This window comes from Pseudomonas sp. B329 (genome assembly GCF_023127835.1).
GTDB lineage: Bacteria > Pseudomonadota > Gammaproteobacteria > Pseudomonadales > Pseudomonadaceae > Aquipseudomonas > Aquipseudomonas synxantha_A.
The window spans coordinates 138,419-158,790 of record NZ_SPKP01000058.1; the positions used below are offsets into that span (position 1 = coordinate 138,419).

The 20,372-nt window shown below is 56.9% G+C and carries 18 protein-coding genes, 1 tRNA gene and 2 pseudogenes; 7 read left to right on the forward strand and 14 right to left on the reverse strand.

From position 1 onward, the window contains the following. Positions 1-37: 37 nt before the first annotated feature. Complete coding sequence (locus tag E4P00_RS25710; RefSeq protein WP_050989018.1) at positions 38-580, reverse strand: sigma factor-like helix-turn-helix DNA-binding protein; 543 nt, start codon at positions 578-580, stop codon at positions 38-40. An 87-nt stretch (positions 581-667) separates the two neighbouring features. Beyond that, positions 668-1,363: a Crp/Fnr family transcriptional regulator gene (locus E4P00_RS25715; RefSeq protein WP_248130072.1), complete on the reverse strand. Its 696-nt coding sequence runs from the start codon at positions 1,361-1,363 to the stop codon at positions 668-670. A gap of 216 nt (positions 1,364-1,579) precedes the next feature. On the opposite strand from E4P00_RS25715, the gene E4P00_RS25720 reads away from it, so the two are divergent. The 4 genes from E4P00_RS25720 to E4P00_RS25735 all read left to right on the forward strand — a co-directional run bounded on the left by E4P00_RS25720 (position 1,580) and on the right by E4P00_RS25735 (position 5,538). Next, positions 1,580-1,656, forward strand: a tRNA-Arg gene (locus E4P00_RS25720). 559 nt (positions 1,657-2,215) lie between these two features. After that, positions 2,216-3,730 carry an IS21 family transposase gene (gene istA / locus E4P00_RS25725; RefSeq protein ID WP_248133304.1) on the forward strand — a complete coding sequence of 505 codons (1,515 nt, stop codon included), beginning with the start codon at positions 2,216-2,218 and terminating at the stop codon, positions 3,728-3,730. Positions 3,731-3,749: 19 nt separating this feature from the next. Continuing rightward, positions 3,750-4,505, forward strand: coding sequence for an IS21-like element ISPsy14 family helper ATPase IstB (gene istB / locus E4P00_RS25730; RefSeq protein WP_057711072.1), 756 nt, complete (start codon positions 3,750-3,752; stop codon positions 4,503-4,505). Between the two features lie 358 nt (positions 4,506-4,863). Further along, positions 4,864-5,538, forward strand: a complete 675-nt coding sequence (locus tag E4P00_RS25735) for a hypothetical protein (RefSeq protein WP_248133305.1) — start codon at positions 4,864-4,866, stop codon at positions 5,536-5,538. 146 nt (positions 5,539-5,684) lie between these two features. Here E4P00_RS25735 and E4P00_RS25740 read toward each other — a convergent pair whose 3' ends face one another. The 3 genes and pseudogenes from E4P00_RS25740 to E4P00_RS25750 form a co-directional block, all read right to left on the reverse strand. Beyond that, positions 5,685-7,130, reverse strand: a complete 1,446-nt coding sequence (locus E4P00_RS25740; RefSeq protein WP_248133306.1) for a hypothetical protein — start codon at positions 7,128-7,130, stop codon at positions 5,685-5,687. Between the two features lie 6 nt (positions 7,131-7,136). Then, positions 7,137-8,210 carry a nucleoid-associated protein gene (locus E4P00_RS25745; protein WP_198707021.1) on the reverse strand — a complete coding sequence of 358 codons (1,074 nt, stop codon included), beginning with the start codon at positions 8,208-8,210 and terminating at the stop codon, positions 7,137-7,139. 90 nt (positions 8,211-8,300) lie between these two features. Beyond that, a pseudogene (locus tag E4P00_RS25750) lies at positions 8,301-8,525 on the reverse strand (nuclease); the annotation flags it as partial. A gap of 916 nt (positions 8,526-9,441) precedes the next feature. Between E4P00_RS25750 and E4P00_RS25755 the strand changes: the two are divergent. Next, positions 9,442-10,233 (forward strand): hypothetical protein, encoded by a 792-nt coding sequence (locus E4P00_RS25755; RefSeq protein WP_248133307.1) that lies wholly within the window; start codon positions 9,442-9,444, stop codon positions 10,231-10,233. 165 nt (positions 10,234-10,398) lie between these two features. Here the strand turns inward: E4P00_RS25755 and E4P00_RS25760 are convergent, their stop codons facing one another. The 3 genes from E4P00_RS25760 to E4P00_RS25770 form a co-directional block, all read right to left on the reverse strand. After that, positions 10,399-11,001 carry a hypothetical protein gene (locus E4P00_RS25760; protein WP_248133308.1) on the reverse strand — a complete coding sequence of 201 codons (603 nt, stop codon included), beginning with the start codon at positions 10,999-11,001 and terminating at the stop codon, positions 10,399-10,401. After that, positions 10,998-11,570: an RNA polymerase sigma factor gene (locus tag E4P00_RS25765; protein WP_032878478.1), complete on the reverse strand. Its 573-nt coding sequence runs from the start codon at positions 11,568-11,570 to the stop codon at positions 10,998-11,000. The genes E4P00_RS25760 and E4P00_RS25765 overlap by 4 nt, the downstream gene beginning before the upstream one ends. A gap of 153 nt (positions 11,571-11,723) precedes the next feature. Continuing rightward, positions 11,724-13,352: a VWA domain-containing protein gene (locus tag E4P00_RS25770; protein ID WP_248133309.1), complete on the reverse strand. Its 1,629-nt coding sequence runs from the start codon at positions 13,350-13,352 to the stop codon at positions 11,724-11,726. A 224-nt stretch (positions 13,353-13,576) separates the two neighbouring features. Here E4P00_RS25770 and E4P00_RS25775 point away from each other — a divergent pair, with 224 nt between their 5' ends. Beyond that, positions 13,577-15,796, forward strand: a complete 2,220-nt coding sequence (locus E4P00_RS25775; protein ID WP_248133310.1) for a M10 family metallopeptidase C-terminal domain-containing protein — start codon at positions 13,577-13,579, stop codon at positions 15,794-15,796. Between the two features lie 6 nt (positions 15,797-15,802). Here E4P00_RS25775 and E4P00_RS25780 read toward each other — a convergent pair whose 3' ends face one another. The 5 genes from E4P00_RS25780 to E4P00_RS25800 form a co-directional block, all read right to left on the reverse strand. Beyond that, positions 15,803-16,453, reverse strand: a complete 651-nt coding sequence (locus E4P00_RS25780) for a DUF799 domain-containing protein (protein WP_043049149.1) — start codon at positions 16,451-16,453, stop codon at positions 15,803-15,805. Further along, positions 16,450-16,812 carry a DUF4810 domain-containing protein gene (locus E4P00_RS25785; protein WP_248133311.1) on the reverse strand — a complete coding sequence of 121 codons (363 nt, stop codon included), beginning with the start codon at positions 16,810-16,812 and terminating at the stop codon, positions 16,450-16,452. The genes E4P00_RS25780 and E4P00_RS25785 overlap by 4 nt, the downstream gene beginning before the upstream one ends. A 29-nt stretch (positions 16,813-16,841) precedes the next feature. Next, entirely contained in the window at positions 16,842-17,522 is a 681-nt protein-coding gene (locus tag E4P00_RS25790) for a CsgG/HfaB family protein (protein WP_005783620.1), read from the reverse strand. Between the two features lie 374 nt (positions 17,523-17,896). After that, positions 17,897-18,589, reverse strand: coding sequence for a hypothetical protein (locus tag E4P00_RS25795; protein WP_078819981.1), 693 nt, complete (start codon positions 18,587-18,589; stop codon positions 17,897-17,899). A 73-nt stretch (positions 18,590-18,662) separates the two neighbouring features. Continuing rightward, positions 18,663-19,055, reverse strand: coding sequence for a DUF2846 domain-containing protein (locus E4P00_RS25800; protein ID WP_169913177.1), 393 nt, complete (start codon positions 19,053-19,055; stop codon positions 18,663-18,665). 474 nt (positions 19,056-19,529) lie between these two features. Between E4P00_RS25800 and E4P00_RS25805 the strand changes: the two genes are divergently transcribed. Beyond that, entirely contained in the window at positions 19,530-19,787 is a 258-nt protein-coding gene (locus E4P00_RS25805) for a hypothetical protein (RefSeq protein ID WP_005783616.1), read from the forward strand. 115 nt (positions 19,788-19,902) lie between these two features. On the opposite strand, the pseudogene E4P00_RS25810 reads toward E4P00_RS25805, so the two are convergent. Next, a pseudogene (locus E4P00_RS25810) lies at positions 19,903-20,139 on the reverse strand (IS4 family transposase); the annotation flags it as partial. Positions 20,140-20,372: the final 233 nt, after the last annotated feature.

The window sequence follows — 20,372 nt, forward strand, 5'->3', positions numbered from 1 at the left end:
CACTAGAACGCCCCACGCCAACGTCTGTGAATCACCTTCAGCGCAAAGCACTGCGCAGCAGTTGCACACGCTTGCGCACCAGCGGTAGCTTCACGTGTAACTCGGCGGCGATTTGCGGGTAAGGCAGGTCGTCGACAAAACGCATCTCGAACAAACGCTGCTGCAACAGCGGTAACCGTGCGACGTGCGCCTCGATCTGCTCCAGGCGCTCATAACATTCCACCCGCTCCAGCACCGAAGCGCAGGGCGCGGCGAGCGCGGCCAAGTGATCGTGTTCAAGATCCACCGAATCATCGAACAGCCGCCCCTCGCGCTTGCTGCGCCGCAAGCTGTCGAGAAACACATGATCGAGTACCAGAAACAGAAACCCCTCAGGGTCACGAATGCGCTCCGGCGAACGCCGAAAAAACAACAGGGCCTTGATCGCTGTGGCCGACAACCACTCCTGGCCCTGATCCAGATTGCCCTTGGCCCGTCGCAGCGCACGGCGCTTCAGCTCGCCCTGCACGGCGCGCCAACTCGCTTCGAACAAACGGTCATCGGCAGCCCATTGATCCTTGAACTCAACAGTCATCCCCATCGCCAGCACTCCTGTGCATCCTTGATGAAGGGCCAGTCTGCGAGGGCTCGACGGGGGTACGCTGTTACCTGGGGAACACTGCGGCAACTAATTCAAGGCAAACGCCTTGCGCCGCAAATGCTCAAGATCGTTGATCACCATGCGCTCCAGATTGCCGCTGATCACGCCACTGCGGCGCCACAACTGCAGCTGCACATTAAGCTTGGGGCGGCTGGTATTCAGCATCGACGCCAACACCCCCTGGCTGGCGGGCAGCGACACACTGGGCAAGGCCAGCGCCAGGTCGATCTCGCCCAGGTTGGCCAACAGAAACCGCGCCAACCGCGACTCCAGCCGATGCAGGCACACCAACTCCAGCAACTCGATGGCGTGCAGCAAACGCAGCATCATCAACATCAACAAACGCCGCAGAAACGCCGGTTCCTCAAACAGCACAGCAAAATGCCGGCTACCCAACTGCAACAAGCGCGTAGGGCCACTGGCAAAGGTGGAAGACTCGCGCCCATGATCCTTGATCAACGCCGTCTCCCCCACCACCTGCCCGGCCCCAGTGCTGCCGATAATCTGCTCGCGCCCATCCGGCCCATGCACCACCGAATAAATCCGACCCTCCACCACCAACGCAATAAATTCGAGTGTGTCGTCCTTGAAATACAACAGCTCACGATCATCCAGCGTGCGCTCCACCATATGGGTGGCAACGTAGCGCAAGAGGTGCTCCGGCATACCTCGAAACAAATCGGAGCGAGCCAGCAGGGTTTGTCTGAGCGGGAGATCGAGCATCACGGTTCCTTTGGAATGCATGCGTTCACCTGAGGAATTGCGGCGTGGAAGCGGGTTAAAGCCACAAGAGCAAAGCAAACAAAGGGACGTGCGGCGCGGGGAGTTGTGAATGAGGGTGGCGATTAGCCATTTTTTGTCGGAAATGGACGACAGGGGGCGGGGGAAATGCCGGAATGGACGCATCAGGTCGACATGGGTATGATGTCGCCCGCACAAGCATCCGTAGCTCAGCTGGATAGAGTACTGCCCTCCGAAGGCAGGGGTCGTGGGTTCGAATCCCGCCGGGTGCACCAGATTTGGAATGGAAGAGCCTCAGGTTGAGAAATCTGGGGCTTTTTTGTGGGTGGTGATTCAGCGTTTCTGCAGCACCTCAAGCCGCGCCGGCAAATCGTAATTCGGAAAGCGCCCACGCAGCACCAGCAGCTTCTCATCGGATGCCGTGTTTTATGCAGCTTCATGATGGCCCGCGAGTATTGAACGTGCAATGTAAGCTGCCGGACCTGCTAGGTTTCGCCGCTGGTATACCCACCAGTAGCTCTGCGGTTTCAGCTTGGGTGAAAATAAATCTGTCCCCTTTTGACCGGTACGGTAAATTTCTGGGACGAATGGCAACAACCGGTTAAAGACAAGCGTCTTTCGATTGCGGTCGATAACTGGCGCAAGCAAAACATTGCGGATTCCACGGGCATCCGGCCACCCATTCCATGAACATCCGGCCACTGATTCCACGATGATCCGGCCACCCGTTCCACGGCCATCCGGCCACCCACAAGGCAGGCAGCAACGCAGGATTAATTCACTACCATCGACCTCTTTTATCGAAGCAGAGAGGTCGTCGTGGAGCGGTTATCCATGCGTAAAATTAAGGAAGTGCTACGTCTCAAGTTTGAGGTCGGCCTATCTGCTCGCCAGATCGCTGTCAGCTTGCAGGTGGGTCGCGCAATTATCGGTGAGTACCTCAATCGCTTTGCTGCCAGCGGGCTGACTTGGCCGTGTGCGGCGAGCGAGGCGCAGTTGCAGCAGCGTCTTTTTCCGCCACCACCCGACGTCCCCAGCGATCAACGTCCGATGCCGGACTGGACTCATGTCCACGCAGAGTTGCGCCGCCCCGGCGTAACCCTGGCCCTGCTTTGGCAAGAATATCGACTCGCCCATCCGCAAGGCTTCCAATACAGCTGGTTCTGCGAGCACTACCGGCTCTGGGCCGCCAAGGTCGACGTGGTCATGCGCCAGGAACATCGCGCAGGTGAAAAGCTGTTCGTCGACTATGCCGGCCAAACGGTGCCAGTCATCGACCGGCAGACCGGCGAAATTCGCCAAACACAGATCTTCGTCGCCGTGCTGGGCGCCTCCAGCTACACCTTCGCCGAAGCCACCTGGTCGCAGAAACTGCCCGACTGGCTGGGCTCGCACGCCCGCTGTTTTGCTTTTTTCGGCGGCACCGCACAGATCCTGGTGCCCGACAATCTGCGCAGTGGCGTGACCAAGGCGCATCGCTACGAGCCGGATATCAACCCCAGTTACCGCGATCTCGCCGAGCATTACGGCGTAGCCGTGCTGCCCGCGCGCTCGCGTAAACCCAAGGACAAAGCCAAGGTTGAAGTCGGCGTACAGGTCGTCGAGCGGTGGATACTGGCGGTGCTGCGCAACCGCCAGTTCTTCTCCTTGGGCGAACTCAACACAGCCATCGCGTTGCTGCTGGATCGCCTCAATCAGAAGCCCTTCAAGAAACTGCCCGGCTCACGCCGCTCGGCCTTCGAGACCATCGACCAACCCGCGCTGCAACCGCTACCAGAACATCCGTATGTCTACGCCGAATGGAAAAAGGTGCGAGTCCACATCGACTACCACGTCGAAGTCGACGGCCATTTTTACTCCGTGCCGTACCAACTGGTGAAACACCAACTCGAAGTACGCCTGACCGCGCAGACCGTCGAGTGCTTCCACGCCAACCAGCGCGTGGCCAGCCATCTGCGCTCGCCGCACAAAGGCCGCCACACTACCCACACCGAGCACATGCCCAAAAGTCACCGCGAACACGCCGAGTGGACGCCCCAGCGGCTGATCCGCTGGGCTGAGCAGACGGGCCCGAATACGGCCGGTGTCATCGCCTACATCCTCGAACGCCGAATCCATCCGCAGCATGGCTTCCGCGCCTGCCTGGGCATCCTGCGCTTGAGCAAACAGCACGGCGAAGAGCGGCTGGAAGCCGCTTGCCAACGTGCGCTGGCCCTAGGCGCATGCAGTTACAAGAGCCTCGAATCGATCCTGCGCCAAGGCCTGGAACGGCTACCTCTTGCCCAGCAAAACCTGCCGTTACTGCCCGATGAACATATCAATCTGCGCGGCCCTGGCTACTACCACTGACTGAAAAAGGAGCACGAACATGCTGCCTAACCCGACCCTCGACAAGCTGCAAATCCTACGCCTGCACGGCATGATCAAGGCGCTTGGCGAACAACACGCAACGCCCGACATCAACGATCTCAGCTTCGACGAACGCCTCGGCCTGATGGTCGACCGCGAGCTGACCGAGCGCGAAGACGCCCGCCTGACGACTCGCCTCAAAGCCGCACGACTGCGCCATAACGCCTGCCTGGAAGACATCGATTACCGCAGCCCTCGTGGCCTGGACAAGGCGCTGATCCTGCAACTGGGTAGCGGCCAGTGGCTGCGCGATGGCCTGAACCTGATCATCGGCGGGCCGACGGGCGTAGGCAAAACCTGGCTCGCCTGCGCGCTGGCTCATAAAGCTTGCCGCGACGGTTACAGCGTGCGCTATCTGCGCCTGCCGCGCTTGATGGAAGAACTGGGCCTGGCACACGGCGACGGCCGCTTCGCCAAGCTAATGGCCGGCTACGCCAAGACCGACCTGCTGATCCTGGATGACTGGGGCTTGGCGCCGTTTACCGCTGCTCAGCGGCGCGACATGCTTGAACTGCTGGACGACCGCTACGGCAACCGCTCGACGCTGGTGACTAGCCAGATGCCGGTGGACAAATGGCACGCACTGATCGGCGATCCGACCTTGGGCGATGCGATCCTCGACCGGCTGGTGCACAACGCTTATCGGATCGAACTGAAGGGCGAATCGATGCGCAGACGCGCAACGAAATTGACGGCGACAGAGACTTCAGACTAACAATGCAAACCTGCGTCGCTGCGCTCCGACTGCCCGGCCGGATGAGCGTGGAATAGGTGGCCGGATGTTGGTGGGCTGGGTGGCCGGATGGCGTGGAATGCGCACAAAACATCCAGTAAATTCTGGAAGCGTCAAAAAATTGAGCCTTCAAATGGAGTAGCCGCATATTAAATCCATTTGAAAGCTCAAGGAGGTAATCATTCCCGCCCACCATCCGTTGAATGTTTTCCAACAGTACGAGTATTTGAGCTAACCATGCGAGGTATTGATGCCTTCCAAGAGAAATAAATCCAACAAATTAATGCAGTCGCCCTGCTAAAACGGGTGGCTGATTTCCGACGTTATGGGAGCCCAGCTAGTGTTTATAGATGCCGATCGTGACTTCATGTCGAAAAACATGAAAATAGTTGTTGAATCAATTGAGTCGAAGCTGAACGAACCTTTCTTTTTCGAATTCAAAAATATTGCGACTGCCGCAGTATCAAAATACATCGAAGCAATTAAGGAGCTCGAGGTATCAGGGACGCGCCAAGACCTTACATACTTCAAGGACAATCAGGCCGAAGAGTCTATAAATGCGCACTTTTTCGAGATTACTGACAAGATAGTGAACAGTGAGGTACTTCAGGTACTCGACGCCTTGCGGTATTCATTTATGTGTTATGCATACAATGGCCTGCATCAACTTTATACGCGCCAAGAAAATGAATGTTGGCACCCCAAAATAATACTCACAGAAGTATTGGAGCCAAATGACATTGATTCATTACCTCAGGTTTTTACTCTATATCGAGGGTGCGACATTAGCGAGCTTGAAAAACTTTCCTTCGGGCAAGCGTGGACTACGTCGTTAAATATCGCAAAAAAATTTGCGTACACAAACTATTTAGGACAGGACTGGCTTGATGAAAGTAGCAGGATTGTATTGGAAACGAGATACCCTAGAGAGCATGTTTTATTTTCGAATCAATCAATAGAGTATGAGGTAGTGGTTGATGTCGACAAGTTGGACGTAGTGCGCAGACATACATAAAAACTCGCTCAAGACACGACGACCTGAGCTCAAACGTTATTTCCGCCCGCTGCAATGGGCAGAACACCTACGCGTCTACTTCTCTGAGATAGTCCTTTCGGTGCTGTACGCCAGGTGGTTTTTCATGCAATAAGAGATAGCGTCTACTACTGAGCAAGCAGTAACTCGATGACAAAGGGGAGATTCCAAGTAATAAACGCCAGTATGACGTAAATCACTCCAACAATTCCTATAGCGAAGAAAAGGGTTACTCGGCGTCTGTCTATGGGCGTGAGAAATCTGTCCTGCTTATCAGATCGAGAAGAGTAATGCTGCAGTACATCGAGCCAGGTTCTGCTCTCTTGATATGCAAGAGATGCATCTCGTAGATGCGAGCTGAATTGAAGAACACAGGACAGCACGAGATAACCCGCTAGAAATTTAACCAGCAGAGACAGCTCGGTGCTTTCCAGCAGCGCGTGAATATTTTTCTGATCAAACTTACCTATGAATGAAAACCCAATGAAAACCAAGACACTGAGAATGTCTCGGGTAAGCGAGCTCACCAAGTCCCTGACCTTGGTCGCATACAGGTCAGCTTGCGACTTCATATCCTTCATGAGTTCGCGAACCTCTTTGTGATAGGCATCCTTTCGGTCGAGAATCACAAAGGTGTAGCTATCGCGGGCTTGCTGCAGTGCTACTGCAAGATACTTCTCGGCTCCTGCTAATAGCGTCTGGTCTTCCTCAATGTCGATGGACAACCGATCCATGACAAGTCTAAGGCGGGTCTCAGGACGCTCCTCATAGACCCAGCAGACGGCCTCTGTCAGCAAAGAAAGGGCATCGGCACTTGCCTCTTGACTGCGGTCGCAGAGCGGCAATAAAAGTCGCTTGGTGCCTCGAAGTATGGCGTCATAACCATCGTCAGTGTGTTTCAGCTCTTGAACTAAACATGCAGCGAGGACGCATGCGCTCAAGCGAACCAGAGGCTTCGCCGCTACGCTGCCGATATTTCCCCATGTTAGCGCATAGGCGCTTGGGCAAACCCGAAGTGGCTTCACTGCATTGGTGTGGATCAACCCATGGACATCGGACTGATCAGGCAGTTTGTTGGCTGGGACGCCCGACGCCTGTTCTGTCGGCGGTAATACCCAAAGCAATGGCCCACCAAATGCGGCGGCCAATCCGTTAACTCGAATCGTCGTCGGGCGAGCCAGGTCGGGCTCATTTCTACCGGGAAATTGGAATGGGTCAATTCGCCCCGCCCAATCCATGAAGCCTTCAGGCGTGAAGAACAACAGCGTATTTTCATCGTCCCTGGCGCACATTTTCTGAGCGAGTGGAGACTTGCCAAAGATCAGCCTCCACGGCTCGTCATCGAAGGTATCTGATGCCAGTTCGGCGGTATCCACTGCCGCCCCAGAAATCATGACGATAGGTGCGTCAATACCGAGTTGTCTGGCTAGCGCGTCGATCTGTTGGAGAATTGCTTTCACAGCTCCGCTCAGCGAGTCGCCCTCCACCGTGAGGCGAAAGCTCTCATCAAAGAATTGCGTGGCGTGACCATGCAGTTCAAGGGTCGCTTTAAGTAGATCCGCTATAGCGGGCATGATTTCTCAACCTTTGGCATCCAACCGATTCGTTTCAATGGTAACTCGGGCGCGGCCATTACCTAACTGCTCGATGGCCATACCAACCGCTTCAGCGCTGCCTTCAAAAGAGATGGTGACACCCTCAAGCGTTTGATAGACCTGCTTTCGTTCGCTAGTACGCAAAGATCCAGGCTGGGGGCGGAATTGTTGTCCTGCAACGCCTGCTTCGGCAAGAGCCTCCCGCAAAGACCCCATGAGCAATGCCTTACGATCAGCATCTTCGTCACGTACCACAGCGTTAAGGTAATCGTCTGTTTCAAAGACATCATGATCATTGAGGTAGTTGAGCGACCTGCCCGCAAAGGTATTCAGATCCTCCCCTGGCGGTAACTGTTCAGCTGTCAGCTTTTTCGCCCATTTCCGTACCTGACCATGCGCCGTCCTCGTTAACACAGCGTCCTGCTGACGCTCTGTTACGCCGAGAAAAGCTCTAAAGTAGTCGCCCAGTCCCGGTTTCTTCACCCGGTCAAAAGCTAATACATCCCACGCGAACCGGTCAGAGACATCAATCAAGGCGCTTTTCTGAATGGCGTTCTTGTTCTCATTGAGAGAGTTCTGAACCTCATGAATAACAGCTACTCTTCGTCCATCTTTTTCCTCGTAGCTGTAAGTAAACGAGGGTTGTTTGTCCATTTTCACTAAGAAAACAAGCTGCCTCCAATCATGTGGAGACACTAGGTACTTCACAGTGGACACAATGAATACGCCAGCCGACATTTGCCCTTGGTGGCGACCAGAAAAATCCGTGGTAATTTGGCGTGAAAGCTCGATGAATCTATCCGGCGTTTCGATCAGTTGTTGGCACTTCTCTTTTAGGTTTACAGCGTCCTGCTTGAACACATATTGCGTGCCTTCCGCGATATCACGCAGCCGATCCAAAAAGAACTTCTTTTGGGTAGCCTGTAGTTGCACTTCATCGAGGAAAATAACGTCTTCATCCTCCCCTGCATCTGCATCGATAATATGGAAGATAAAGCTGACAATTTCCAAGCTCTCTCGCTGGGCCTGACTCAGGACGCCATCCAGTGGTACCACCATGTTTCTACTCCTTTCGAGGTTTCCTTTTTTACTTCCAAAAATCACCTGACTTCATAACGATGAAGGCAATGAGATTGCCGTAGGGCAGGGGAACACGTGGTCTATCTGCACGATGCCGTTTAGCGTGTTCAGGGTGACGTTGCGCAGGCCGCGGCAGGTTTGCTTGTCCAGTTGCCAATGAGCGAACAGCGGCACTAGGAGCTCGCCAATGTGTCCCCTGGCCCAAGGAGACTTGAGCAGGCCAATAAGCAGGGCAGCCAAGATGAACCAAGCCAATGTGCCGCAGGCCTGCGCAATGATGAAGGTGAAGTCCATTTCATGTCCCCAGATGCTACCTAACTGAATAGTACCTAAATCCGATCTAATGGCGCGATAATATTACGGTGTTTCTGAGTCGCCTCGAGATTTCTATACACCTTTAGGTAGGAGCCCGATTCTGGCCGGTAGCGGTCCTTCTAAGCGAAAGACTCTGGTCCGTTAACAGTCGCCTTAATCATCATAAACCGGTCCTCGCAGAGCAGTTCTTGATGTAACACCTATTTGCCATGTAACACGTCTATCGGCAAACGAAACACATCTGTGTAACGCAAAATAAATCATTTAAAATCATATACTTACAGACGCTCGTAACACGCGCAACACCCGTAACACGGTTTTATTAGGGTATCCCCCGAGCCCCATTAGTATTGCTCCTTCAGCGAGGGAGATCGATCATGCTCTAGGGTTTGGTTAGACAGCGGGGGGCCCTGCGCACTTTCGTTTGTCACGGGGTAGGAAACCCGCGTGATCGTGTTAGCGGAAAGGCGCCCAGCTTAGTGAACAGGTGAACCGGGTGAACTGCTGTTCACCAGTGCATTTGCCCTATGAATCGGAAAGCCGCTGGGGACCCTGGGCATTTCGGATAGACACGGGGCATAGAACCCGCCAGATCTCGTTAGTGGCTGGGCTCCAAAGTTAGTTGACTGGTTGACCGAGTTGACCAGGACAATCGTTCACTATCCTGAACGAAACCCATGACCGTTACAGATCCGGTAAGGATGCCCTTTTCTCTTCAAGATCCTTTCAATTTCAACGTTGAAATTTCAGTAAGCTGGTGCGGCTGCCGCTACCTCGATCCCGCGGGTTTCATGCCCCGTACCTTAGCTAAAACCTCAGGGTCCCCGGCGACTTCTAGCATCCCATCGCCGCTTTAGTTATCGTCTCTGCCTCCATAGTTTCAAGGATGAGGGATATGTTCTGGAAACGCGATAGAACGGTTCGGGTAGAACTCACCACCCCGATCAACATAGTGCAGCCGCTAGCGGGACCACCTCCCCTCGACAAGGTCAGCACCATAGCTAATCAGGCGAAAAGGATCGACGCCGATCTCGTGTTTAAATTCGGGACGTTCCTAATCGTGGTGTCGCAGGCAATTCTAATCGTCTGCGGTTATCTAGATCTTGCGGCGTACTACGAGCAATTTGGTATAGGAACGAGTGAGCTTGAGCTTGGCACTCCTACGCTGCTGGTGTACGGATACAGCTACACGCTCTCCGGGCTAATGGGCACTGTAGATAAGGTTCCCGTGCTCGGCGCGTACATCCCAGGGGCCGTATTTATTTGCATAGGTGCGGCTGTCACATTTCTCTTTTTTGCGATGCACGACGCCAGATCGTTTGGGAGCATGGTCCAAAGAAGCATTCTGGTAGGCGTCGTGCTTATGTTGATATTTCTCGCCCCAACGCTAGCCGTTCGGAACGGCATCGAACGGGCAGAAGAACGCTACCAAGCGGAAACTGGGGTGAAAGCAAGCTACGGACTATCAAGAGAGCACACTATTGTCACAGATCAGAAAGAGACACTTACCGGTCGGCTGATCGTGGCCGATACAAAATCGACCTACCTCCAAATCAAAGATACTGTCTACAAAATCGACAATGCCTCAAACCGCGTGATGAGAAAAACGTTGCTCAAGCCCGAACTTAAAACACCTTCTAAAAAGTCTAATGGGGACGCTGGTCCAAGCGCCCCTAAACCCGCCTAGGAAACGGCCTCATGTATGCCTACGTGTATGCCTAACCGAAACACACCCAACAATACCCAGTAGATACGGGACTTTACCTGCTCAGTTCAAACGACGCCGGGGCACCAGATATGAAATGAAAAAGCCCCAGATCGTGAGATCTGGGGCTTTTTTGTGCGTTTCGACTCAGCGCTTGCGCAACACCTCCAACCGCGCCGGCAAGTCTTCGTTTGGAAAGCGCTTATGCAGCGCCAACAGCTTTTCATCAGCCGCCTTGCTCTCCCCTGCCTCACGCAGCCTCACGATGGCCTGCAACTCCTGCTCCAACGATGGCAACGCACTCGGCGCCGCCTTGCTGAGTCTTTCCGCTGGCGGGGCCGCCACTACGTCAGCGATTTCAGCCTGGGCTGGAGCACTTTCAACCCGGGGCGCCATCGCCATGCGGGCCATTGGCGCGGGGGCGGAAAGCGCTTGCGGCGCTGGGTGGGCGCCTTCTTCGTGGTGCAGCGCAGAGAATGTCGCAGTTGAGATTTCGGGTTGCGGCACAGGGGAGCGCATGACCACGCCGATCATCAGCGCCAACCCGGCGACGGTGGCGAATGCCATTTGCCAGCGCGGGCGTTGGCAGGCTTGCAGCCAGCGTTGCCACAAGCTGGGTTGCGGCTGCGGGGCTTCGCGGCGGGCGGCGTTGAGGATGAAGGCGTCGAGGGACGCGGGCGGTTCGCCGGTGCTGTGTTGACGGTAGTGCTGGAGCAGCGCGTCGTCCGGGGTGTGTCGGGGGTCAGTCATACAGGTACCTCCTCGGCCAGCAGGCGCCGCAATTTTTGCAGGGCGTAGCGCAAGCGGCTTTTTACGGTTTCCAGCGGGGCGCCGGTGAGGGTGGCGATTTGCGGCACTTCGAGGTCGCCATGCAGGCGTAACAAAAACACCTCGCGCTGGTCTTCGGGCAGTTCTTGCAGGGCGGCGTCGAGGCGCGCCTGGTCGCGGCTCAGGCTCAGTTGTTGCTCGGGGCCGGCGCTGTCGTCGGGTTGGGCGTGCAGCTGTTCATCGTAGCTGTCGTGCAAGGGGTTGTGGATGCCGTGCTTGCGCCAGTGGTCGATCAGGCGGTTGCGGGCGATCTGGAACAGCCAGGTACGAAAACTCGCCCGGCCTTGTGGCTGGGTGGTGCTGCGGATCAGGCTGAGCCAGGTGTCCTGGTAGATTTCTTCAGCCAGTTCGGCTTTGTTGCACAGGGACACGAGGAAGCGGTACAGGCCCTGGCGGTGGCGCGTGTAGAGGGCTTCAAATGCGCCAGCGTCGCCGGTTCGGTAGCGGGCCAACAGCGATTCGTCGCTGGGTGGATCGTCTGGGACGGCCATGTAATGGGCGAACTCCTTTTTGTCAGCCGAAGCAGGATTACTGTGGGAGGGGGCTTGCTCCCGATAGCAGTGGGTCATACAGCACATCGGATACTGACACACCGCCATCGGGAGTAAGCCCCCTCCCACATTTGATCTCGGTTGTGAGCGAGATCAGGGTTTGAGGCTTTGGGCCAATTCGACCAGTTGCACGAATTCGTTGCGCAGCCCGAACGGGTCATCGCCGCGGGCCGAGCGCGCCAGTGTGGCAGTGTCTTGCAAACTCATGTTGCCAGTGTAGCGGCCATCACCCTTGAGCTGTTGGGCGAACGCGGCAACAGCTGAGGAGAAGCGCAGGTCGTCGCTGGCCGGGGTGGCCTGATTGGCGATAGGGCGCTCGATCAATTGGCTGTTGCCGCCCGCAGCGGGCTTGTAGCGCACCCGTAGCATCGCCAGCTCGGCGGATTTACCTTCGGCCGTTGGTGCATTGGCATATCGTAACGGCTCCAGCCAACCCTTCTCGCCCTTGGGCACGATTTCGTACAGCGCGGTCACTGTATGGCCTGCGCCGATTTCGCCGGCATCGACTTTGTCGTTATTGAAATCCTCACGCTTCAAGGCGCGGTTTTCATAGCCCAGCAGTCGGTATTCGCTGACCTGGGCGGGGTTGAATTCCACCTGCAATTTCACATCCCGTGCGACCACGGCCAGGGTCGAGCTGAGTTGCTCCACCAGCACCTTGCGCGCTTCACGCAGGTTGTCGATGTAGGCGTAGTTGCCATCGCCCGCGTCGGCCAGTTGTTCCATCAGGTGTTCGTTGTAGTTATCCACACCGAAGCCGAGGGTGGTCAGGGACACGCCACTTTTGCGCTGGGTCACCGCCATTTGCTTGAGGCTGTCAAAGTCGCTGATGCCCACGTTGAAGTCGCCATCGGTGGCCAGCAGGATGCGGTTGATACCCTTATCGATAAAGCCTTCGCGGGCCATTTGGTAGGCCAGTTCGATGCCGGACGCGCCTGCGGTGGAGCCACCGGCGGTGAGTTGGTCGATGGCGTTGCGGATCTTGGCTTTTTCAACGCCCGAGGTGGGCTTGAGCACCACGCGGGATTCACCGGCGTACACCACCAGTGACACGCGGTCCTGATCGCGCAGTTGGTCCACCAGTAATTTCAGCGTGCTTTTGACCAACGGTAAGCCTTCGCGGCGGTCCATGGAGCCGGACACGTCCACCAGGAAGACCAGGTTGGCGGGCGCCAATTCTGCCACGGCTTTATCGGAGGCCTTGATACCGATGCGCAGCAGTTTTGTACGCGGGTTCCAGGGCGTGGCGGCGAGCTCGGTGGTGACGCCAAATGGGGAGCCATCGGTGGGCAGTGCGTAGTTGTACGGGAAGTAGTTGACCATTTCCTCCAATCGCACGGCGTCTTCGGGCGGCAGGCGACCTTGATTGAGGAAGCGCCTGACGTTGGCATAGCTGCCAGTGTCGACGTCGATGCTGAAGGTGGAGACCGGGGTCTCGGCGACGCGATGCACCGGGTTATCCGGCAGGTTGGCGTATTGCTCGCGGGGTTCGCTGCGGTAGTCCATCGTCGCCATTTCTCGCACCGCCATCGGTGCCGGCATCGCCATTTGCTTGACCACTGCATTCTGGATCGGCGCGCTGTGAAGTTCGGCGAGAGGCGCCGGTTCAATCGGTTTGGCGACTTCGGGGGACGATGACAGCCCACACCCAGCCAGCGCCACCAGCAGGGTGACGGCAAAACCTTGGGCAGCAGGACGCAGCAGGAGCACAGAGCGGGACATGGGCTGAACCTCGTGAATGAATGATCCGTTCAACAGCTCAGACGTAACGCAGCACCGGTACGGGTTAACCACGGTTATTTCTTCGCCCAATTGCTGCGTCACACTTCGAGACACAACCGGGTGAACCTGCCATTACCACCAGCCACATATCGAGAGTTCGCCTCCCTGTCAGAACAGCCTGTTTCTTGACGTCTTTGGAGCCTTTTTACATCAGAGAAATCGCGATGAACTCCGTAAAAAATAACCTAACACACCGCTATGAGCCGCCCTCATTCGCCGAACGCCCGAGCTATGTCGGGGCCGCTTCAGACAAGCCGTCCTACACCACCGAGCAAGCGGCAGAGCAAATCACTCGAACGGGCTATCGTTGGAAAGTGCAGAACCCAGACGGCACCACACCTATCGGCTATCGTTTTTTCACACCTTCACAAGCCACCTACAGCACACCCACCGGCGCTAACGAGTTCTCACCGTCGCAAAAAGAGCAGGCCAGGCGCGCCATGCAGTCTTGGGCGGATGTCGCCAATATCTCCTTCACTGAGAATGCACCCGAGGCCAATGGGCAGCTGTTACTGGGTAATGACCCGAACCAGACCGGCCTGTCGGGCCATGCGTCTTATCCGGGCATCTACAGCGATGGCACCCAAGCCTGGTTCGCGTCAGACGGCATAAATCGACCCTTCACTCACGGTAGTTTCAGCCGGTACCTGCTGGCCCATGAGATCGGCCACACCTTGGGCCTCATGCATCCCGGCAAATACAACAATGGCGGCAGCTACGCTGAAAACGCCCGCTACGCCGAGGACAACCGCGCCTACAGCCTGATGAGTTACTGGTGGGCAGGTCATCTGGGCCATGATCACAACAAAAACCGCCAAACTCACTATGCCAGCGCGCCGCTGATGGACGACATCACCGCCATCCAAAAGCTCTACGGTGCCAATTACAAAACCCGCGACACCGACACGGTCTACGGCTTCAACTCCAATACCGGGCGCGACTTTCTCAGCCTCAACTCAGCGGACGACGCACCCGTGTTCAGCGTGTGGGATGGGGGCGGCAACGACACCCTGGATTTCTCGCGGTTTCATCAGGACCAGACCATCAACCTGAAGGCTGAACACTTCTCCGATGTGGGCGGCATGAAAGGCAACGTCTCCATTGCCAAAGGCGTGACGCTGGAAAATGCCATCGGCGGCACGGGTGCTGATCGACTCATCGGCAACCACGCCGATAACCGCCTGACCGGTGGCCTGGGCCAGGACACCCTTACCGGTGGACAGGGCAGCGATACCTTTGTGTATAACAACGCCAGCGAGTCGACCGCGCAACGCCCCGACCTGATCACCGATTTCACCAGCGGGCAGGACAAGATCGATGTGGCTGCCGCGCTGCAGGCCGCGGGTATCAAGGACCTGCAGTTTGTGCGCCGCTTCAGCGGCCGGCCGGGCGAGGCGTTGCTTGGTTATGAGCCGAACACGCGCCAGCACAGCCTGGCGATTGACCTGGATGGCTCGGGCCAAGCCGACCTGTATATCAAGAGCCAAGGGCCAATCAAGCCAAACGACGTGATCAGCCGAGCTTCCCAGCCGAACCGTGTGCCAACCCCACCCGCCCGGGTTACGCCGCAACCGCCAACAACTCCGCAACCGCCGACGCCAGCGCAGACAGCACCGTACAAGCCCCGCCCCGAGCCAATGCTCGCCCCACAACAAGCGCCGTTCTCCTTGCAGAACTACGCCAACGCATCCCTTAAGGGCACGCCGATGCATACCGCGGCCAGGGCCGTGGGCAGTATCCGCGAAGTGACGGTCACACGGGACTCATGGGGCTATGAACGGGTGCATACCCGTTCGTTGGGTACCGGCTCGCTGATCAACGATGGCAACAGCGTACTGACCAACCAACATGTGCGCGACGCGCTGGCCAAAGGCAGCAAGCTCGAACTGTGGCTGGGGTATGAACAAGACAGCACCGGCCGAATGAAGGTAGAGCGCAAAGTGCCGCTGGACCCCAACCCGCTCAGTGGCGATGCACGGTTGGACTACGCCGAGCTGCGTGTCGACTTGCCCGTCGGCGAGAAAAAAGCCTTGGCCGAGCAGTTCCCGCCCCTGAAGCTGGCCTCCGGCCCCCAAGCATCGCCTGGGCAGAAAGTCTTTATGCCCAACCATGGGCAAGAGGCCCTCGGCATTTCATTTCTAAATACCAAGGGCCAACCCACCACACTCAAGGGATACGACCAGGACAGCCGTAATCAGGGCACGGTCTACCATGATGCCTTCAAGAAGCCCGGCACCTCAGGCTCACCGCTGATCAGCGTTGATACGGGCGAGATCGTTGCCTTGCACAATGGCTCCATCGGCACCAGTGTGAACGGGCAGCGCGACTCCATGGGCACGGCCACCCGCATCGACTTGATCCAACAGCACCGTCGTCAGAGGTGACGCGGTTCAGTCCGTGCCGTACTTGGGATTACGCGGCCCGTACAGAAGCCCGGTGCGTTGCCCTGCCGACAGCAGGCGCGCACTGGTGATACCGGCAATCGGATGCGCCGCATCGGTAGAGCTGTTGATCACCTGCTTGACCGCCGCCGTGATCAGCATGCCCACCAGGCCGCCACCGTTGTTGTTGCCCTCCTCGCTCGACGCCCGCGCCGAACCGGTCCACAACGTGGTGCCGGTGCGCAGGTCCACCAGTTTGGCCGAGGCCGTCACCGAGGTGTCGCTGGAGATCAGCATGTACTGGGTGCCGTACTCGCTGATGGTGATGTACAGCGCCGCGTCCGCACCAAAGATGTCATGCAGCTTGGCCGGTTGTACGGCCTGGATATCGTTGGCGGTGGTCAGGCCGTTCTGGCGGAAGGTTTCGTCCACCAGGGCAATCGGCAACACGTAGTAGCCGGCTTCGGCCAGTGGGTAGGTGACTTGCGACACCAGGCTGTAGGACGCCTGCACTTCCGGCGATTCATTGATCGGCGGCAGTACCAGGATCGACTTGGGCCGCGCCTGTTTGTACGCCGAATAATCAACTGTCTTGGGCGCGGCGCAACCGCCGAGCAACGCCAGGGCCAGCAAGGCGCCGGTGAGTTTTAACAGGCTCATTTGGTGGCGACTCCGGCTTTGGCGTTTTTCAGCAGAAAGTCCATGTACGCAGCAGACTCAGGGAACAGGGCCTTTTCGGTGCGAAACTCCTGCACCATCTGGTCATCCTTGCCCATGTTCATGTACAGCATGCCCAGGTGCGCGTGGTAACCCGGCGGCGCTTTGCGGCCACTGGCGTTGATCTTCTGCAGATCGCGCTCCAGTGCTTCCACCTGCGCTTCCTTGGGTTCGCCCTTGAAGTACTCGTAAACCTGAGGCTGGTAGCTTTCCCATTGATACAGGGGCTGGGGCGCCGTCTGGCACCCGGTTACCGTTGCGATTGCTGTCAGCGTCAGCGCCAACTTCACTGCCTTGCTCATCCGTGTACTGCTCCTTGTGGTGTGGCTGATCAGTTACGCGGGTTCCAGGCGCCGGCGTTGATGCCGTCGACCAGGCGGTTGATCGCTTCGCGCATGGCCAGGTCCAGCACCTTGCCATTGAGGGTGGAGTCATAGCTGGCGGTGCCGCCGAAGCCGATCACTTCACGGTTGGACAGCGCGTACTCACCGGCGCCCTGGGTGGAATACACCACTTCGGAGGTGTTGATGTTGACGATATTCAACGCGACTTTGGCGTAGGCCACTTGGGTCTTGCCACGGCCGAGGATGCCGAACAGCTGGCGGTCGCCGGTTTCCTTGCGGCCGAATTCGGTCACATCGCCAGTCACCACATAGTCAGCGCCCTTGAGCTTCTGCACGGTGCCTTTGATTTTGGCTTCCTGGGAGATTTCGCCCATGTTGTCGCGGTCCAGCACGCTGAAGCGGTTGGTCTGCTGCAAGTGGGTGATAAGGATGGTCTTGGCCTGGCCGCCGAGACGGTCGACGCCATCGGAGAAGATGCCGCGCATGTAGCTGGAGCGGTTATCGAACTTACCCACGGCAATCGGCACACGCACGCCGGAATAGGCCACGTGGGCGCTGGCGACTTGCTCCACCGGCATCGCGCGGTTGCTCTCGGTGGCACAACCGGCCACGGTCAACAGCGCCGCGGCGGTGAGGCCCGACAGCAGGATTTTGGACAGTGTCTTCACAGGGTGCTCCTTGGGTGAGGAAAACAGCGTTGCCGGGTTTTCCAAGGAGTCAGGCAGCCTGAAAACGCGCTGGCCTGGATTCTTCCCTGAAAGACGGTGATGCAACGGCTGCGGCATTTTACGGGGTTGAGAGCGGTTCTCAAGTTGTTTCGGCCATAGGTGGGGGGCTTACCCTACTGCCGACCGCAATACTCAAAGCAACGAAGATTAAATGTGGGAGCTGGCTTGCCTGCGAAAGCGGTAGTGCAGCAACAGATGCAGCGACTGACACACCGCCTTCGCGGGCAAGCCCGCTCCCACAGGGGAACTGCGCTTAACCCTGACTGGCATTAGGCCAAGCCCGCCCACCAACAGCCGCCAGCCTTCGCACAGACCTACTTGAGCTCCTTCACCAGATACTGCGCAGAAATCTGCGTAATCCCGGTCAACGCCCGGCGCAAGGCTTCTGGGTCGGTGCGATAAGTGAGCGGCGTGTATCCATAAACGTTCTGGCCATTGAACGGCGTGACCGCTTCAAAGGTGCGCCAAATCATCTCATCGCCGCGATCCATCTGCGCTAACACGTTAAGGGTCGGATAAATCACACTGCTGAAACCCTGGGTCAGGCGAAAGCCCCACTCGGACACGGTCAGCTGAATCTGCGCATCGGCGGGCTCATCGTCGCCGACCACCTTGAGCGTCGAAGTCTTACCCAACTCATCGACAAAGCCCTGCTTGAGCAACACACCTACATCGAGTTTTTCCGCCTCCATCACCGTCAGAATAGCCACCGGCGTCGGCATCTCGGCCAACTGCCCAAGCTTCATGCCGCCAGCAAACCCGGCGCCACTCAACGCCGCAGTACCCAGCTTGGACGCCCCGCTGGCCATGCCAACACCCGCGCCAACCCCGGCACCCAGGGCCGCGCCCCAGGCCTGTTCGCGGCCGAAGTACACCATGTTCTTTTCCCACTTCACGGGCAGGACTTTGACGGTCTTGATCTGAGCGCGGTTTTCGGGGGTGAGGGGGTGGCTGACGCAACCGCCGAGGATGAGGGTGGCGAAGAGAATGAGGAGGAGGTTTTTCACATCAGTCCTTTAATGTTTGCAGTGAATACGAGAAGTCGGCAGGGCCTGGACCCTGCCGACATACTGGCTCAACTCATTTGCTTTCTTTGGCAATGGTGCCCAAGGACGCATCCTTGACCAGATAACGGCCTTCGACTTCGCTCAGCGCTTTGAGGCTGTTACGCGCCACGGCGAAGCCCATTTCGACTTCCTGCTTGAGGTAAACCACCTCGCCCGCCTTTACATCAATCGGCATATCCGCCCAGTTTTCAGCCTTGGAGCTGATCACGTGTTTGCCCGGCGTCACGAAAAAATAGATGTACTGGTTACCACGGTTGTAACCCATCTCCGAGTCGGCTTCCTTGTCATCCAGGAACACGTTGAACCGCACCAACATCCCTACGTTGCTCGGGCGCACGACGTACACCAGGCCTTTATCAGCCACGGCAGCCTTGGGCAGCGAATAGTTCGCCACGTCAGCCTGCATCTTCTCCACCGACGGCGTCGAGGAACAGCCAAAGAGCGTGGCAAGGGACAGAACGACAGCGGCTTTGCAGAACAACTTGATCATGTATTTCTTCCTTGTGGGTAACGGTGGAGCGGTTTTGAGAGAGCCGATGATGGCGGGATCCCATTTTTATGGCATGGCCCGAAGCATTGTGCCATTGCTGTGATGCCTTGCGCGGTTTTGGGTGAGGGGCTTATAGTCCGGCCGTCGCCCATACGGCGATCAGGTTTGGCGACCTGACAACAGAGTGCAAAAGCAATCCGCTTCATGCAGGTGTTTTTGCACCCGCAAAGCTGTGCTCGTTATGGCGGCTGTGCGCGGGAGACCTTCGGGTCTGCCGGTTTACTCTGTTGCCGGTTCGCCAACCTGCGTACAGCTGCCACCCATTCGTTTGGCGACGATTGAGTGGTGGCTTCAACCACCAAAAACAGAGTGTTAAGTATGAATAGATACATGCCCCTAACCGGCCACGACTGCACCGTCCCAGCCCTGATCATCGACACCCAGGCACCTCTCGACGTCCTTCACGACGCCGCCGTGCACCGCATTCGGGCCGTCACCCAACTGCTGGAAAACCTGGCCTTTCGCGAACAACTCAGCAGCGATGCCGTAGTACTTTCAGACTTCGCCCATTTGCTGGCCATTCCGCTGCGCGATGGGTGTGACTTGCTGGATGTCATCAGTCGCAGGCTGAATGCCGATCCGTCCTGAGTGAAAATCGGGCGGCCTTTGTGTCGCCCGCTTTGTGCGTGAGCAATCCACCAAATAAACCGGTCCCCTTATCTGCTTCCTCCTAATTTAAATAAACCTGTCCCCTTTTCTGCTAAAAATCATTCACGGCCTTCTGACAAGAACGGTCGGCATTCATGGCCTGGGCCAGAAACATCGACAGCGTTTCAGTCGGCGGGAACAAGCGTTGACGATGCTTGGGAATCACTGACTCGACACGCTGTAGCAGCGCCGGATCGGCTAGCAGCTTAAAGAATGCATGGGCGTTGCTGTTTTTGGCGTGCTGCTGAATGCGCTGCTGTTGATACCTGACGATTTGACGTCTACGATTCACGCGGGCTGTCCTTGTTCGAGTGGTGTGTGTTCGCAACTATCACCGTAGACCAAGGACGGCCTTTTTTCATTTTTCTTTATTCATATCAGCTGGTTAGCTGTTAAGGAAGTGCCATTCAGGGCGAACTTATTAAATTTGCTTTTTTCTACTATCTTTACAAATTCAAATAAACCCACCCCTTTTATATAACCCTCCTTGACACAAATCAAATGGACAATCAATCACACTCAAAA

Bases quoted from the DNA above. Each gene is read 5' to 3' on its own strand.
- E4P00_RS25770 (WP_248133309.1), bottom strand. From the start codon at position 13,352: ATGTCCCGCTCTGTGCTCCTGCTGCGTCCTGCTGCCCAAGGTTTTGCC.
- E4P00_RS25800 (WP_169913177.1), bottom strand. From the start codon at position 19,055: ATGCAGGCTGACGTGGCGAACTATTCGCTGCCCAAGGCTGCCGTGGCT.
- istA (WP_248133304.1), top strand. From the start codon at position 2,216: ATGCGTAAAATTAAGGAAGTGCTACGTCTCAAGTTTGAGGTCGGCCTA.
- E4P00_RS25710 (WP_050989018.1), bottom strand. From the start codon at position 580: ATGGGGATGACTGTTGAGTTCAAGGATCAATGGGCTGCCGATGACCGT.
- E4P00_RS25805 (WP_005783616.1), top strand. From the start codon at position 19,530: ATGCCCCTAACCGGCCACGACTGCACCGTCCCAGCCCTGATCATCGAC.
- E4P00_RS25745 (WP_198707021.1), bottom strand. From the start codon at position 8,210: ATGGTGGTACCACTGGATGGCGTCCTGAGTCAGGCCCAGCGAGAGAGC.
- E4P00_RS25740 (WP_248133306.1), bottom strand. From the start codon at position 7,130: ATGCCCGCTATAGCGGATCTACTTAAAGCGACCCTTGAACTGCATGGT.
- E4P00_RS25775 (WP_248133310.1), top strand. From the start codon at position 13,577: ATGAACTCCGTAAAAAATAACCTAACACACCGCTATGAGCCGCCCTCA.
- E4P00_RS25715 (WP_248130072.1), bottom strand. From the start codon at position 1,363: ATGCTCGATCTCCCGCTCAGACAAACCCTGCTGGCTCGCTCCGATTTG.
- E4P00_RS25785 (WP_248133311.1), bottom strand. From the start codon at position 16,812: ATGAGCAAGGCAGTGAAGTTGGCGCTGACGCTGACAGCAATCGCAACG.
- istB (WP_057711072.1), top strand. From the start codon at position 3,750: ATGCTGCCTAACCCGACCCTCGACAAGCTGCAAATCCTACGCCTGCAC.
- E4P00_RS25755 (WP_248133307.1), top strand. From the start codon at position 9,442: ATGTTCTGGAAACGCGATAGAACGGTTCGGGTAGAACTCACCACCCCG.
- E4P00_RS25760 (WP_248133308.1), bottom strand. From the start codon at position 11,001: ATGACTGACCCCCGACACACCCCGGACGACGCGCTGCTCCAGCACTAC.
- E4P00_RS25780 (WP_043049149.1), bottom strand. From the start codon at position 16,453: ATGAGCCTGTTAAAACTCACCGGCGCCTTGCTGGCCCTGGCGTTGCTC.
- E4P00_RS25765 (WP_032878478.1), bottom strand. From the start codon at position 11,570: ATGGCCGTCCCAGACGATCCACCCAGCGACGAATCGCTGTTGGCCCGC.